The organism is Natrinema sp. DC36, assembly GCF_020405225.1.
Classification (GTDB): Archaea; Halobacteriota; Halobacteria; order Halobacteriales; family Natrialbaceae; genus Natrinema.
This window is the reverse complement of record NZ_CP084473.1, coordinates 177,995-193,144: the sequence shown is the minus strand read 5'-3', so window position 1 is coordinate 193,144 and position 15,150 is coordinate 177,995. Positions and strand designations below refer to the sequence as shown.

Genomic DNA, 15,150 nt, shown 5'->3' with positions numbered 1-15,150 from the left:
CGGCGGCCGACTGACGGCACAGCACAACGCTTATTCGTACACTACTGGAACGGTGGGGCATGGTATCTACGGCCAGTATCAATGTACGGCAACGCGGTGCGACGGGCGACGGAGAGCGACGGGACACGGAGGTACTCCAGTCGGCGCTCGACGAGGCGGCCGAGAACGGCGGAACGGTCCGTCTCCCTCCCGGAGAGTATTTGAGCGCGCCGCTAGTCGTCGGCGACGACACGACGCTCCAGCTGGACGCCGGGGCGACGCTGCTGTTCGTCCGCGACTACGAGGCGTTCCCGAGCGCGAAGAGCCGCTGGGAAGGGTGGGATCAGGTCGGCTTCCACCCGTGTCTTCGGGTGTACGAGGCCGAGAACGTGGAAATTACGGGTCGCGGAACCATCGACGGCCAGGGCGACTACTGGTGGCAGTTCTACGAGGCCGACGAGTCGGAGATACCCGACGGACTCCGAGAGCGACTGGCCGAGTTCAGCGAACGAAACGAGAAGGAAGACGACGTGAGCAGTTTCACGCTCCGCCCCCCGCTGTTTCAGGTGTACGACAGCGAGAACGTCTCCGTCTCTGGCGTGACGCTGAAGCGCTCGCCGTTCTGGAACACCCACGTCGTCTACTCGGACAACGTCACGCTCCACGACGTGAACGTGGCGAACCCAGCAGATGCGCCGAACGGCGACGGCATCGACATCGACTCCTCACAGCACGTCCGCATCAGTGACTCGTACATCAACGCGGGCGACGACGCCATCTGTATCAAGTCCGGGAAAAACGAGGAGGGTCGCGAGGTCGGTATCCCCGCCGCCCAGATCACCGTAACGAACTGCACCGTCGAGGCCGGCCACGGCGGCGTCGTCATCGGGAGCGAGATGTCCGGTGACGTGCGCGACGTGACGGTGTCGAACTGTACGTTCACCAACACCGACCGCGGGATCCGCATCAAAACCCAACGCGACCGGGGAGCCGTCGTCGAGGACCTCCGCTTCGACACCATCGTCATGCGCCACGTCGCGTGTCCGTTCGTCATCAACGGCTACTACTTCATGGACATCGACAGCGACGAGATCCCCGTCGACGAGGGGACGCCGATGGTCCGGAACGTAAACTTCCACGACATCACGGCCCGCGACGTGGAGAGCGCCGCCTTCTTGGCCGGCCTGCCCGAACAGCACTTCGAAGGCATCAGTTTCGACAACGTCGAAATCGACGCAACGCGGGATCTCGGCGCCTCCGATCTGAGCCCCGCGATGGCGAGCAACTACGAACAGCGCCACGGGCTGTTCTGCAAGTCCATCGACGATATCTCGTTTACGAACGTGGAGATTCGGACCCCCGAGGGCCCGGCGCTGACGTTCGAGGAAACCGAATCCGTGACCTTCGACGATCTCGAGGTGACGGCCGACTCCGGCCCAGCCGTCGTCTTGCAGGACGTGGATCGGACGGTCGTGAGCGGCTGCGACGGGGCGAAGTCCCCCGAAACGTTCCTCGAAGCTGGCGGCGAGGGCGTCGTCTCGCTCGCCGGCAATCACGGCTCGTTGGCGGCCGGTATCGACGCCGAGGACGGCGTCATCGTCGAGGACGAGAACTGAGCGGTATCGATAACGAGCGGCCGAGGGCGAGGTACCGACCGTGAGCATACAACTATTTCCGTTTTGACTGTCGGAGTATCAGGTAATGACCGGAGACTCAGACGCGATCACTGTCGGTGTGGTGGGTATCGGGAGCCTCGGACGACGGCTCGCGGAGCAGTTCGTCGAACTGGACGGCTCGGAACTCGTCGCGCTCGCGGACGTGAACGAGGCGGCCTTGGCGGACGTCGGCGAGGAGTTCGACGTTCCGGAGACGGGCCAGTACACGGAGTACGAACGGATGATCGAAGAGGGAGGGCTCGATGCGGTCGGCATTGCGACGCCGAACGGGCTCCACTACGACCAGACGCTTGCGGCCCTCGACGCGGACCTCCACGTGCTCTGCGAGAAGCCCCTCGCCACGAACGTCGAGGACGCCTACGAGGTGACTCGGCGTGCCGAGGAGAGCGACGACGTCGTGATGGTCGGCTATCAGCGACACTTCAATCCCGCCTACCACATGGCCCGCGAGCGCTGGGCGCTCGGCGATCGGGATCCCCGTTTCATTACCGGGGAGATCACTCACGACTGGCAGTCATACTACGAGAATATGAACGACTGGCGGATGGACCCGGAACTCAGCGGCGGCGGCCACCTGCTGAACGTGGGCACCCACGTCATCGACGCCATCCTCTGGACGACGGGCTTGAAGCCGACCGAGGTCAACGCGAACGTCGAATTCCACGACGACGAGCAGATATTCGACAAGCAATCGACTATCAACATCGAGTTCGAGAACGGTGCGATGGCGAACGTCTCCGATACGGGCGTCGTCGCTCGGACGCGCGAACACGTCCACATCTGGGATGAGGAGGGCGCAGTCTACCTCGAGGGCCGCGAGTGGGACGACCGGACGGGCTATACCATCGACGACGAAGGGACCGAACGCGACCCGTACTTCGGCTACAGCCGCCGGCTGAGCAAGGGGAGCGCGTTCCTCGAGTCCATCGTCGAGGGGACCGACCCGCCCGCGACGGTGTACGACGGGCTCAAGGCAGTGGTCGTGACGATGGCCGCCTACGAGTCCGGCCGCCGGGAGGAGCGGGTCGATATCGACGAGGAGTTTCCCTTCCTCGACGGCGTCTTCGAGTAGTGCGGGTCGCCGGAAATAGTATGTATCGCACCGATCATCGGTTATTCTACGCTTTTCGTAAACGCGGTAATTACAGTCACTCATATCGATTGGTGGATGATAGAACGTAACACAATCTATATACACAACTGCTCATATGATAGGGATGGACCCACAGGACATCCATGACAGAACTACATACGAAGCTGAGAGCAGCGATTCTCGCGACGCTGATGATCGTATCGGTTTTCGCGGCCGCCTCCGTAGGAGGGGCGGCGGGAAGTACGGACGCGACGACTACGGCGAACATGTCGTCGGCAATTCAGTCGTCGGCGGACGTCCAGGAAGACAGTCTCAAGGTAATGACGGTCTCTTGGTTCCGCGATGACGGCGACGGTAACGGCCCGTACCCGGTTCCGCCAAACGAGTACGAGGGGAACGACTCGAACGGCATCCACATGTTCGGTAACGCCAAAGGGGACGACCACATCGCGGTCGACAACTCGACGGCGAAGAACCCCAATGGCAAGTGGGACATGGTCGCGCTCAACATCGAGGTCAGCGCGGACACGCTCGAGGAACTCGAGCCCGCCTCCGACGACCCCGCCGAGGACGGCGTCGTGACGCAGGAATTCCTCGAGAACGAGAACTGGGACCTCGAGATCAGCCAGGACGGCGGCGATAAGACGCTCGACATCGCCGAGAACCAAGAGAACTTCGAGCCGGCCGAAGTCGCCGCGCCCACCGGACCGGAGATTCCGCCGGTTATGGTCCTCGCCGATACGGAAGAGGTCCAGACAGATTACATGAAAGACGGCGGTCCGGACACGAGCCTCTACGTCTGGATCGATCCGAACCGCGCGACGCTGGACGAAAACGGCGAGGAAGCCAGCTTCGAGACCGGTGAATCGTACAACGCGAAGATCGACATCCACGGCCAGAGCCAGGACGTCACGTTCGACATGGTCGAGGGCGACGCGGTCTTCGCGGATGACGCCAGCGCGCCGAACACCGGCCAGGCCGAGGTCGCAGGCGAGTCCTCGCTCAGCGCCAACACGGACGTCGAGATGGTCGTCGTTCCCGAAGACGGCGAGAATCAGACGGCCGAGACCACGGTCACGGGTAACATGAAAATTGGCGACGTCTCGAACCCAGGCACCGTGCCGCGCGGTACGGTGTCCGCGACGTTCAACCTCGCCGGCATGGAGAACCAAGAACTCGAGGTGTACGTGTACGGTGAAGGCGGCCGCGGAAGCGGCGACTTCGAACACCTCCTCGGTTCCACGACGATGACGGTCGACGACGTCATCGACCCGAATTACACCATCGAGGACACGGTCATCAGGGACTCCAAACCCCTGACGATCGCGTACACGAACCCGGACCACAAGGAGGCCAGCGCCATCGCCAATCAGGTCGGTGACGGCCACCTCTCCGGCGACTCCACGATCGCAAAGAACGTCAACGTCGAGCAGCCGTACTTCGACGAGATGTTCCTCCACTACGAGACGGGGACCGAAGTCTTCCCGGCGATCGAGAAGTCACCGGGCGCCGACCCCGTCGAGCAGTTCACCAACTCACCGCTCTCGCTCGATGTGACGCAGACGAACGCGAACGGTGAGCCGAAGACGCTGGACCTCGAACAGAACAGCTCCGGCGTGTTCCTCGCACCGGACAACGATTCCTCCGATGCGCGTCTCTACAACGGGACCGAACAGACGGGGCTGTTCTTCTCGTTCAAGCTGAACGATATGGTCTTCTTCCAGGACGGTGAGAAGGTCGAACCCGAAATCGGCGACGAGTTCGAGGCGACCCTCTCCATCGAAACCGAAGCGCAGGGGACTATCGAGGAGACCATCACCTTCGAAATCGTCGAGGGCAAGACAGTCCTCGCGACCGACGACCTCGAGTTGACCCAATCCGATGAAGCGGAAGTAACGTTCAACTCCACGATGGCTCGCGGTACCGCGATGGACATCAGGCTCGTCGCGGAGGGCGAGGACTTCGACGAGTCCACCGGCGAGATGACGCTCGACGGGCTCGGAGAACAGATCTGCTGTGACGGCCCGAACACGGACCCGTGGGGGACGATCTCCGCGACCTTCGACACGAGCGACATCCCGCAGGGAACGGAACTCCACGCGGAGGCACGCATCGTGGCTGACCTGCCCAGCGACTACGAGACGCCGGTGACGGTCGCGGAGGCGGACGGCCAGATCGTCGAGCCGCCGTCCGGAACCATCAGCGTCTCCGGTCAGTCCGGTAACGGCGAGAGCATCACCATCGACTCGCTCGAGCTAAGCGACGGCGGGTTCGTCTCCGTTCATAGGGGATCGCCGACCGGCGCAACGGTCGGTTCATCCGCTTACTTGGAGACCGGAACCCACACCGATCTGTCGGTCGACCTCGGCGAAGCCGTGACTGAGGACACCACGCTGTACGTGTTGGTCCACACCGACAGCAACGACAACGAACAGTACGACTTCCCGATCTCCGACGATCCGTACCCGGCGGAGGACAGCGACCACCTGTCCGCTAGCTTCGACTACACCGTCGAGAGCTCGGACGGCGGGGATACCAGCGGCGATGACGATGGGAACGACTCCAGCAACGATGGAGAGAATTCCGATGGCACGCCCGGCTTCGGCATTTCCGTCGCGCTGACGGCACTGCTCGCCGCCGGCTTCCTGCTGTACCGCCGCGACTGACGACGACGGATCATTCCGTCGATTCCTTTTTATCGGTGCCCGATCTGGGACGTGACAACGCCGTCCAGCGGCGCGGAGAACATGACACGGAACCCAGAAACGAACGACGAATCGGAGCGGCGAGCAGCGACGGAGTACGACATCGTGGTCGCGGACGACGGGAGCGGCGACTACAAGACAGTACAGGCCGCCATCGACGCGGTTACCGACCGGGACCCGTCGGAGACCGTCGTCCGAATCGAAGCGGGACGGTACGAGGAGAAACTCGTTCTACCGGCGGAGAAGACGAACGTCACGTTCGTCGGGGCCGGTGCCGAGGAAACGGTGCTCACCTACGACGATCACGCCGACGTAACCGACGTGAACGGCGATGAGATCGGGACGACGGGATCGTCGAGTTTCTTCGTCAACGGCGACGGGTTCACTGCGCGGAACGTCACCTTCGAGAACGACGCCGACCACGTCGCACAGGCGGTCGCGGTCCGGGTAGACGCCGACCGGGCGGTCTTCGAGAACTGTCGCTTCGTCGGCTGGCAGGACACCCTCTACACGTACGGCGAGGATACCCGGCAGTACTACCGCGAGTGCTACATCGAGGGGCGCGTCGACTTCGTCTTCGGCTGGGCGACGGCCGTCTTCGAGGACTGCGAGATATTCTGCGTGGGCGACAAGGGATACGTCACGGCCGCCTCGACGCCCGAGGAATCCGACTACGGCTACGTGTTCACGGACTGCAAGGTAACCGGTGACGCACCGTCGAACGCCTTCTATCTAGGCCGTCCGTGGCGACCGTACGCGAAGACCGTCTTCGTGAACTGCTCTCTCGACGACCACATCAAACCGGCGGGATGGCACAACTGGCGCGACCCGGACAACGAGGAGACGGCCACGTACGCCGAATACGAGAATAGCGGCCCCGGCTACGTCCCCGAGGAGCGCGTCGAGTGGGCCGACCGACTCACGGACGCCGAGGCCGCCGAGCACACCTCACTGGAGACGGTGTTCGACGGGTGGGATCCGACGACGCGACTCGAGGACGCGTCCTGAGTCACGAAGCGACTTCGACGGCGGCGGTGAACTCGGCGAGCCACTCGGCGCGCCCGGTGTCGGGCACGTCGAGCGTGCGTTCGGTCGCCTCGAGGTCGGGGTAGCCGCCCACTTCCGACTGACTGTCGATGTAGTCGCCGGTCCGTTCGCGAACGTCGGTCAGCACGCGCTCGTCGTGTTCGGTCCGGTCGGCCGGGCGCGCGCCGACGGTTTCCAGAACCGAGTCGTACACGCCGCTCGTTCCGGCCGAGAGGTTCTCAGGCCAGAGCGGACGACTCGAGACGCGAGTGAGTTGTGCCCCGGCGTCGATGACGGACATACTCGACGGATCGGTCGTGTTGAACGCGATGTACGCCTCGATCGAGCCCTCCGCGTCGGTGAACGTCGCGCCAATCATCGGATCGTTCTGCGGAGTGTTCGGACCCGCGCGGTAGTAGTTCCCCGTGATAGTGGCGAGCGTCTCCTCCTCGGTGCCGCCGCCGAGGTTCGTCGCTCGTTCGAAGTTGTACATCACGTTGCTGGCGACGACGGAGGTGGTTCCCCCCTTCAGGCGGGGAGTGCGAGCGAGGTTGTTCGCCCAGCAGTTTCCCCCCAGTAACACGCGCTTGCTCTCGTCGTTGACGAGCGATCCGTATGGGTGGACGCCTTTCGGGTGAAGCGAGTCGGCGAGACACTCCGCGACGAGGTTGTTCGTATAGGAGATATTCGAGTTGGCGGGACCGGCGGACGTCGAGAGGTTCTCGTCAGTGGCCCACGTCACCGAACAGTGGTCGACGACGACGTTCGACCCGCCCCCGTTGTTGATGCCGTCGAACTGCGTCGGTCCATCGAAGTCGTCGCCCGGCCGGACCCGGAGGTGCTGGAGAATTACGTTGTCGGCGTTTACGTCCACGGCCCCGCGGATGAGCGTGATTCCGGGCGACGGTGCGGTCTGCCCTGCGACGAACGTCTCGGACTGCGACAGTTCGAGGTGCTCTCGCTCGAGGTCGATGACGCCGCCGACTTCGAAGATGACGATCGTCGAGCCGGGCCGGGTGAGCGCCCAGCGAAGCGAGCCCTCTCCCGACGCCTCGAGATTCGTCACTTTCACGACCGCCGCGTCGCCGTCGAGCCACGAGGTGTCCGCGAACCCGTCGGCGGGCGCGATGCTCGAGCCCGGGGACTCGGCGAGAACGGCGTCGAAGCCGGTTTCGGTCTCGGTTCCGCTCGGTCCGGAGTCCGTCGAATCGCTCGAATCCGTCGGATCGCTGTCGGACTCGCTCGAGCTACAGCCGGCGAGACCGCCCGCGAGGCCGACCCCGGAGAGCGCGAGCAGTCGGCGCCGGGAGAGCGGTCCCCTCTCGTCGGTACGGTTGATACTGTCACCTGATGCCATGCCACGCAAGATGAGACTCTTCATGTTAAACCTTTCAGGAACCGTCGACGACGGCGACGACGGCGCGTAACCGGCGGCCGTGACAGGGAGACGAACTATTTTAGGGGGGCTCCGTCTCGAGCGACCTGTTCGTCGAACTCGTCGAACTCGAGCGGGCGTATCTCACCGCGTGGAACCTCGACGACGCACGCATCTTCGAGTAGTACGGGCGGACCGCGCGATGACCGCGGATGGAGACGCGCGCCGCAGCAACTCGTTTCGACATCGCAGCAGAATTTTGGTGAGCAGGGTGCCGGTGAAGAACAGATCGCCGCGAATAATCCTTAATTATATATGTGGTTGTCTCTGACAATGGACTATGCCAGAGTCTAACAACTGGCTCGATGACACGAGTAGACGAGACGTTCTCCGATACGGCGCCGCAGGTGGCGTCGCCCTCGCTGCCGGCTGTATGGGGGGCGGTTCGGAAAGTACCGGCCGAACATTCAACGTATTCGACCCAACGACTGGCGGAACCGCGCCCGCGAACCGCCACTTGAACCCGTGGAACCCCACGCAGAGCGGCTGCTGGCACCCCGGTGCGAACATCTTCGATCGGGCGGTCGTCCACAGCCCCGCGTCGAACGAGGGGTATTCCATCATCGCTCAGGAGTGGGAGATGGTGGAGGACACGACGATGGAGTTCCGCCTCAGCGATGAGTTCACGTGGCACAACGGCGATCAGGTTACCGCACAGGACTGGGCGCTCCAGTTCGACATCGCGCTCGGCATTCTCGCGATGCAAGCGGAGGACGGCGGTCGTCCCCACCCGCTCGTCGAGTCCGCGGAAGCGGTCGACGAGACGACGCTTCACGTGAACTTCCACGACGCGCTCGACGAGAGTTGGGCGCTCCAGAACGCCACCGCCGACCTCGCCGGCCGCGAGGGACGCGGTATCTTCACGAAGAGCGGCGAGGAGCCGTGGGAGGGATGGAAGACGCGCCTCGACGAGGAGGACAACAGCGTCCTCCAGGAGATCACGACGAGTAGCGAACCGGCGCTCAGCGAGGACACAGTCGGTAACGGTGCGTTTCAGGTCTCGGAAATCGGAGACGCCACCGTCGTCATGGAGGTGTACGAGGACCACCCCCACTCCGGCAACATCGACCTGAAAGAGTACAGGCTCGACCTCTACGAGAGCGGGAAACCGACCCAGCCGTACTCCGCCCAGGAAGTCGACGCCGCACACACTGGTTTCCCCGTTCAGGAGGACCTCCAGGGGCGTATGCCGGAGGGACACACCCTGTTCCGCGAGACGCTCTCCTCAAACAAACTGTTCGCGTTCAACTGCGGCCACGGCCACAATTACGACACGCCGTTCGAAGACGTTCGGGTCCGAAAGGCGGTCTGTCACGTGTTCGACCGCGAGGAACTACCGCGCCTTCTCCAGGGCGTGAACCGACCCTTCGAGTGGGGACCGTGTCGGGTTCCCGGGAACATTCTCGCCGAGGGAGACCACCCCGCAGCCGAGTGGGTCAAGGACTTTACCCTCTACGGACAGAACGACACCGAGCGCGCAACCGAACTGCTCACCGACGCGGGCTACCAGCGAGACGACGGTAACTGGTACCGTCCGAACGGCGATCGGTTCGAAATCAACTGGATGAGCGGTATCGAACGTCCGGATCACCAAATCCTCATACAGAACCTGAAGGACTTCGGTGTCGCCATCAAACAGGAGCAGGTCGACAGCGCGACCCTCGACGAGCGTCGGTCGGCGGGCGACTACCACGTCATGCCCGACGGCTCGTCCGCGAACGGTATCACTGCGATGTGGACGCTCGATCTCGTGCCGAACTGGATCCAATCGATCACCCACTACCAGCCCGAACGCGACATCCCGATGCCGGTCGGCGACCCCGATGGCGGCGACGGGACCAAGACCATCAACGTCGAAAACCACATCCGCCAGTGGCAGATTACGGGCGACGAGCAGTACCACAAGGAACTCATGTGGTGGTGGAACCAGACGCTCCCCGAGATGGAGGCGATGTTCCAGCCCGACGCCGGTGCGTACGACGGCGGCAACTGGGAAATCGACGCACAGGATTCGATCATCAACGGCGTGGACGACGCGCTGTACATCGCACCGAAGATGGAAGACGGGACGATTCGATACGTCGGCGGCGAGTAAGTCGATACGATACCCCAGCCGTACTTTTTATCGTGGTTTGATTAGTGTGTAGCCGCATGTGGGCGTATGGGCTTCCTCCAATCGATATCGCAGGTCGTTCTGGCACTGGCCGTCGTGTTCTTCCTGTTGCTCGCCTTCTCGCTGCTCGCGGGCGAGCCGGGGACTGGCTCGTACATCGTCGCACAGTTAACGCTCATCCCGGTCGTCCTCAGCTTCATCGCGAGCGTCATCGTGATTTATACCGGTTGGGATCCGTTCTGAGAGCCGGCTCGAAGCGGATCGGCCCGCGCGGAGTCATTCGATACCGGAGACCGATTTCGCGGCCGATGATTCCGAAGAGAGCGGGGTTCCGAGCGCTTCCGTGAGGGTTCGCGTGGTCGCGGCGGCGTCACTGGAAGGAGCGGCGAGTCGACGTGGCCAGCGGGAGCCTCGATCGTCGATTCGACGGCGGCTTTCGCCGGTCGAACGGAGCAGTCATCGCTGCCGCGGTCAGCCCGACACGCAGGCGGCTCGCCCTCGCGATACGTTTCACACACGTGCACAGCCTCTCCGTGCGGACCGAGTGGAGCAAAGCGAGGGAAGACGCTCCGAGACAACGGCTCGAGCGGACTGCGCGTCGAGTGACGCGTCCCGCCATGTCTCCCACTGTGCCCGCCGGCCGCTGAAATGAGTCGATCGCCGGTCCGCTTCCCCGGAAGCGGATGGGAACGTTCATTAGGAATGACCCGGAAATATGTGCTACATCGAACTATGGTATCCATTGACTGGCGTATAAGGCGATTAGGCCAGACAGTATTTACGGTGTGGGCGGTCATCACGCTCTCTTTCGCCCTCGTTCGGCTGATGCCGGGGAGTATAATGGGATCGATGGTCACCCGACTGGCACAACAGGGGTACAACCCCACACAGATACAGAACCTCATCGACGCCCGGCTCACCATCGATCCGGACCAACCAATCCACGAGGCGTACGTCGAGTACAGCATCAACATGCTGCAGGGGAATCTCGGAGAGTCGATCTACTACGCGAAACCCGTGACGGACGTTCTCGCCGAGGCGCTCCCGTGGACGCTGTTCGTGCTGAGCTGGGCCGTGTTCATCAGCTTCTTCCTCGGTATCGCCATCGGCGCGTTAATGGCGTACTGGGAGGGCGGAAAACTGGACGTCGGGCTCACGTCCTACGCCGTCGTCATCGGTTCGATTCCGTACTACGTGATGGCGATTCTCCTGTTGATCTTTCTCGCTTACCACGGCCCCTTCCCGTCGGGCGGTCGGCAGCCGGCCAGTGTCGATCCCGGATTCACGTGGGCGTACATAACCGGCATCATCAACCACGCCGCGTTGCCGATTATCTCGATGCTCGTCGCGTCGGGGGTCGCTTCGCTCGGAATGCGCGGGAACAGTATCCGTGTCCTCGGTGAGGACTACCTCCGAGTCGCTCGCCTCCGCGGCCTCTCCGATATCCGGATCTCGACGCAGTACGTCGCCCGAAACGCCGTCCTTCCGATGTACACGACGTTCCTCATCAGCATCGGCGAGATGTTCGGCGGCTCCGTCGTCCTCGAGCGGGTGTTCCAGTACCGCGGACTGGGATTCTACCTGTTCAGCGCGCTCAAACAGCGCGACTACCCGCTGATGATGGGCGGCTTCGTCGTCATCACGGTCGCGATCGTGCTCGCCCTGCTGATCGCCGACCTGACGTACTCGTTCGTCGATCCGCGCGCCGGAGGACAGAACAATGAATCGTACTGAGACCACATCACCGGTCCGAGCGGCAAGACCGAACACGGATGCGATAGCAATGGGACGCAGTTCGAACAACAGCCGACACGATGGAACGGACCGATGACAGATAACACCGACGAACCCATGACCGACGGCGGAAGTGCGATCGACGACGCGTCACCGTTCGACGTCGTCTCCGAGTACGAGGAGACGCGGAAGGATAAACTCCGGAAACTCTACGATGCGTACGTCTACACACCCATCGCCATTATCTGGACGGACTGGCGGGCGCGGATCGGGTTCACCATCGTACTCACGTATCTCCTGATGGGCGTTCTCGGCCCGGTCTTCATCGAGCAGACTGAGCCCCTCGAGGGAGAGGCCCTCGTATTACCCTTCCAGTCGTGGGAGTACCCGCTCGGGACCGACGACATGGGCCGTGACCTGCTGGCACAGACGATCTATTCCACGTCGACGATTCTGAAGATGGTCGCCGCTGGCGCGGTTTCGACCGTCACGATCGGAACCGTCGTCGGTTCCGTCGCCGGCTACAAGGGCGGCATGACCGACACGGTACTCAGTTCGATAACCGACGTGTTCATCAACATTCCCGGCTTCCCGCTCGTGATGGTGCTGGGGCTGATGTTCTCCGACTCCCTCCTCGGTAACCCGTGGGCCGTCGGGCTGTTGTTGAGCGTCGCGGCGTGGGGCGGCCTCGCCCGCTCGATTCGCTCGCAGGTGCTCACCCTCCGACAGGAGGAGTTCGTCGAGGCCTCCCGCTCGCTGGGACTCCCGACGCGCACCATCGTGTTCAAGGACATCATCCCGCACCTGATGCCGTTCGTCGTCATCAACCTCACCAACGCGGGGCGTCGAGTCATCTTCGAGGCCGTCGCACTGTACTACCTCGGGATTCTCCCCTTCCAGAACCTCAACTGGGGGAGTATTCTCAACCTCGCGTACGGTGCCAACGCTCACACACGAATGGCGGCGATTCACTGGTTCCTCGTGCCGATGATCTCGATCGTCGTCATCTCTATCGGCCTCATCCTGCTCGGACAGTCCCTCGACCGGGTGTTCAACCCGCGCGTCCGGGCACGCCACGAGAAGACGACCGGCGAGGTCGACGAAGAAGTCGAAGAAGCACCCGGTGCCGGCGGTCAGACTGGAGGTCTCTAACATGACTGTTTCCAAAGACAACTACGAAAGCGGACTAAAACAAGCGGACCCGATTCTGGAAATCCGGAACGCGTCGGTCACGTTCGACATGGACCGTGGCACGTCACAGGTCCTCGACGACGTGAGTCTGGACATCCAACGAGATGAGATATTCGGCGTCGTCGGCGAGAGCGGGAGCGGCAAATCGATGCTCGCGTCCGCCCTCCTCGACGCCGTCGTCGATCCCGGCCTGTTACAGGGCGATATCACGTACCATCCGACGCCCGGCGAAGACGTCGACATCCTCGATCTGAACAAGGAGGAACTGCGGCAGCTCCGGTGGGAGGAAATCTCGATGGTGTTCCAGGGGGCGATGAGTTCGTTCAACCCCGTTCGCCCCATCCGGACGCACTTCGTGGAGACGCTCGATGCCCACGACCACGACATCGAGGAGGGGATGGAGCGCGCCCACGACATTCTCCGCGATCTGTATATGGATCCCGAACGGGTGCTCGACGCCTACGCCCACGAGCTCTCCGGCGGCATGAAACAGCGAGCGCTCATCGCGCTCTCGCTCATCCTGGAACCCGAGGTGCTCGTGATGGACGAGCCGACGGCGGCGCTCGACCTCCTGATGCAGCGCTCGATCATCTCTCTCATCGAGGAGATCAAAGAGGAGTACGCCCTCTCCATCGTCTTCATCACGCACGACCTGCCGCTCGTTGCCGACATCGCCGACCGGATCGGGGTCCTGTACGCCTTCGAGTTCGCGGAACTCGGCGACACCGAGGAGATCCTCGAGCACGCCACCCACCCCTACACGCGATTACTGTTGAAGTCGACCCCGAACCTCGACTCCCCGATCGAGGCCATGCGACCGGTCGAGGGAAGCGCTCCCGATCCGGTTAACGTCCCGCAGGGTTGTTCGTTCCACCCCCGGTGCCCGCTGGCTACCGAGGAGTGTCGCGATCGGGACCCCGGTCCATACGAGGTCAACGAGACTCATTACGTCCACTGTCACCACTGGGAGCAGGCCGAGGACGAGATTCCGATGACCGACGAGTACGACGAGGCCGAGTACGGTTCGCCGGACATTCCGGGCTTCGACGACAAGCACGCAGACCGGTCCGTAACGGACCCCAACGCGGAACCCGTCGTCTCGATGGAGGACGTTGAGGTTCACTTCGAACAGGAAAATGGCTTCTTCGACTTCTTCTCCGATCCGGACGCCGTCAAGGCGGTCGACGGCGTCGACCTCGATATCTACGAGCAGGACGTGGTCGTTCTCGTCGGCGAGTCCGGCTGCGGGAAGACGACGCTCGGGAAGGCCGGCGTCGGTCTCCAGGAGGTGACCGGCGGGTCCGTGCAGTACCGCGGACACGACATCTGGGACGTCAAGGCCAACGGCGGTGACGGGATGTCGTGGGGAGAGATACGCAAATCACTCCAGATCGTCCATCAGGACCCCGGCGGCGCGCTGAATCCCCACCGGCGCGTCAAAGCCATCCTCGAGGCGCCGCTGAAACGCTGGAATAACGAGCTCGACGGGAACGACCGGAAACAGCGTATCCTCGGCCTGCTCGAACACGTCGGAATGGCGCCGCCGGAGGACTACATCGAACGCTATCCCCACCAGCTCAGCGGCGGCGAACAACAGCGCGTCGCGCTCATCCGAGCGATGTTGATGAACCCGGACCTCATCCTCGCCGACGAGCCGGTGAGCGCGCTCGACGTGTCGCTGCGCGTCGAGATGATGGACCTGATGATCCAGCTGCAAGACGAGTTCGACACGTCCTACCTGTTCATCAGCCACGACCTCTCGAACGCCCGCTACATGGCCGAGAAGACCGGCGGTCGAATCGGCGTCGTGTATCTGGGCAAACTCGTCGAGGTCGGCCCGCCCGAACAGATCATCCACAACCCGCAACACCCCTACACGCAGGCGCTCCGATGGGCGACGCCGCAACTACACACGGAGGGTGAGCGCACGGAGTCACCGATCCGCGAAATCGACATCCCGGATCCGACGGACCCGCCGAGCGGCTGTCGCTACCACACCCGTTGTCCGGAGGCCCGCGAGATCTGTACGCGAGAGTCGCCGTCCTCGGTCGGCGCCTCGGAAGCCGAATCGCACGAAGCGATGTGCTTCCGAGCGGTCGATGACCACGAGTACTGGGACAGCGATCCCATCCCCGAACTCGAGGCGGAAGAAGCAGAAGGCGAGGAGGCGGCCGTCGAGAACAGGTAACGGCGCTGTC

10 protein-coding genes are annotated in these 15,150 nt (G+C 63.0%); 9 read left to right on the top strand and 1 reads right to left on the bottom strand.

What is annotated here, in order from left to right; genetic code table 11:
• The first annotated feature begins 59 nt into the window (after window positions 1-59).
• The 4 genes from LDH74_RS22000 to LDH74_RS21985 all read left to right on the top strand — a co-directional run bounded on the left by LDH74_RS22000 (window position 60) and on the right by LDH74_RS21985 (window position 6,461).
• Complete coding sequence (locus LDH74_RS22000; RefSeq protein ID WP_226042618.1) at window positions 60-1,595, top strand: glycoside hydrolase family 28 protein; 1,536 nt, start codon at window positions 60-62, stop codon at window positions 1,593-1,595.
• Window positions 1,596-1,680: 85 nt separating this feature from the next.
• Window positions 1,681-2,727, top strand: a complete 1,047-nt coding sequence (locus LDH74_RS21995) for a Gfo/Idh/MocA family oxidoreductase (RefSeq protein WP_226042617.1) — start codon at window positions 1,681-1,683, stop codon at window positions 2,725-2,727.
• Window positions 2,728-2,891: 164 nt separating this feature from the next.
• Window positions 2,892-5,414, top strand: a complete 2,523-nt coding sequence (locus tag LDH74_RS21990; protein WP_226042616.1) for a PGF-CTERM sorting domain-containing protein — start codon at window positions 2,892-2,894, stop codon at window positions 5,412-5,414.
• 81 nt (window positions 5,415-5,495) lie between these two features.
• A complete protein-coding gene (locus LDH74_RS21985; RefSeq protein WP_226042615.1) occupies window positions 5,496-6,461 on the top strand; it encodes a pectinesterase family protein in 966 nt (321 codons plus the stop codon).
• Between the two features lies 1 nt (window position 6,462).
• Here LDH74_RS21985 and LDH74_RS21980 read toward each other — a convergent pair whose 3' ends face one another.
• Complete coding sequence (locus LDH74_RS21980) at window positions 6,463-7,836, bottom strand: pectate lyase (RefSeq protein ID WP_226042614.1); 1,374 nt, start codon at window positions 7,834-7,836, stop codon at window positions 6,463-6,465.
• A 358-nt stretch (window positions 7,837-8,194) separates the two neighbouring features.
• On the opposite strand from LDH74_RS21980, the gene LDH74_RS21975 reads away from it, so the two are divergent.
• From LDH74_RS21975 to LDH74_RS21955, 5 genes are all read left to right on the top strand, one after another.
• The gene (locus tag LDH74_RS21975; protein ID WP_226042613.1) at window positions 8,195-10,009 is read left to right on the top strand and encodes an ABC transporter substrate-binding protein; all 1,815 of its coding nucleotides are present in this window, start codon (window positions 8,195-8,197) and stop codon (window positions 10,007-10,009) included.
• 66 nt (window positions 10,010-10,075) lie between these two features.
• On the top strand, window positions 10,076-10,270 hold the full coding sequence (locus LDH74_RS21970; RefSeq protein ID WP_226042612.1) for a hypothetical protein: 195 nt from the start codon (window positions 10,076-10,078) through the stop codon (window positions 10,268-10,270).
• A 489-nt stretch (window positions 10,271-10,759) separates the two neighbouring features.
• The gene (locus LDH74_RS21965) at window positions 10,760-11,761 is read left to right on the top strand and encodes an ABC transporter permease (RefSeq protein ID WP_226042611.1); all 1,002 of its coding nucleotides are present in this window, start codon (window positions 10,760-10,762) and stop codon (window positions 11,759-11,761) included.
• A 93-nt stretch (window positions 11,762-11,854) separates the two neighbouring features.
• A complete protein-coding gene (locus LDH74_RS21960; protein WP_226042610.1) occupies window positions 11,855-12,913 on the top strand; it encodes an ABC transporter permease in 1,059 nt (352 codons plus the stop codon).
• A gap of 1 nt (window position 12,914) precedes the next feature.
• Window positions 12,915-15,140 (top strand): ABC transporter ATP-binding protein, encoded by a 2,226-nt coding sequence (locus tag LDH74_RS21955; protein ID WP_226042609.1) that lies wholly within the window; start codon window positions 12,915-12,917, stop codon window positions 15,138-15,140.
• The last annotated feature ends 10 nt before the right edge of the window (window positions 15,141-15,150 follow it).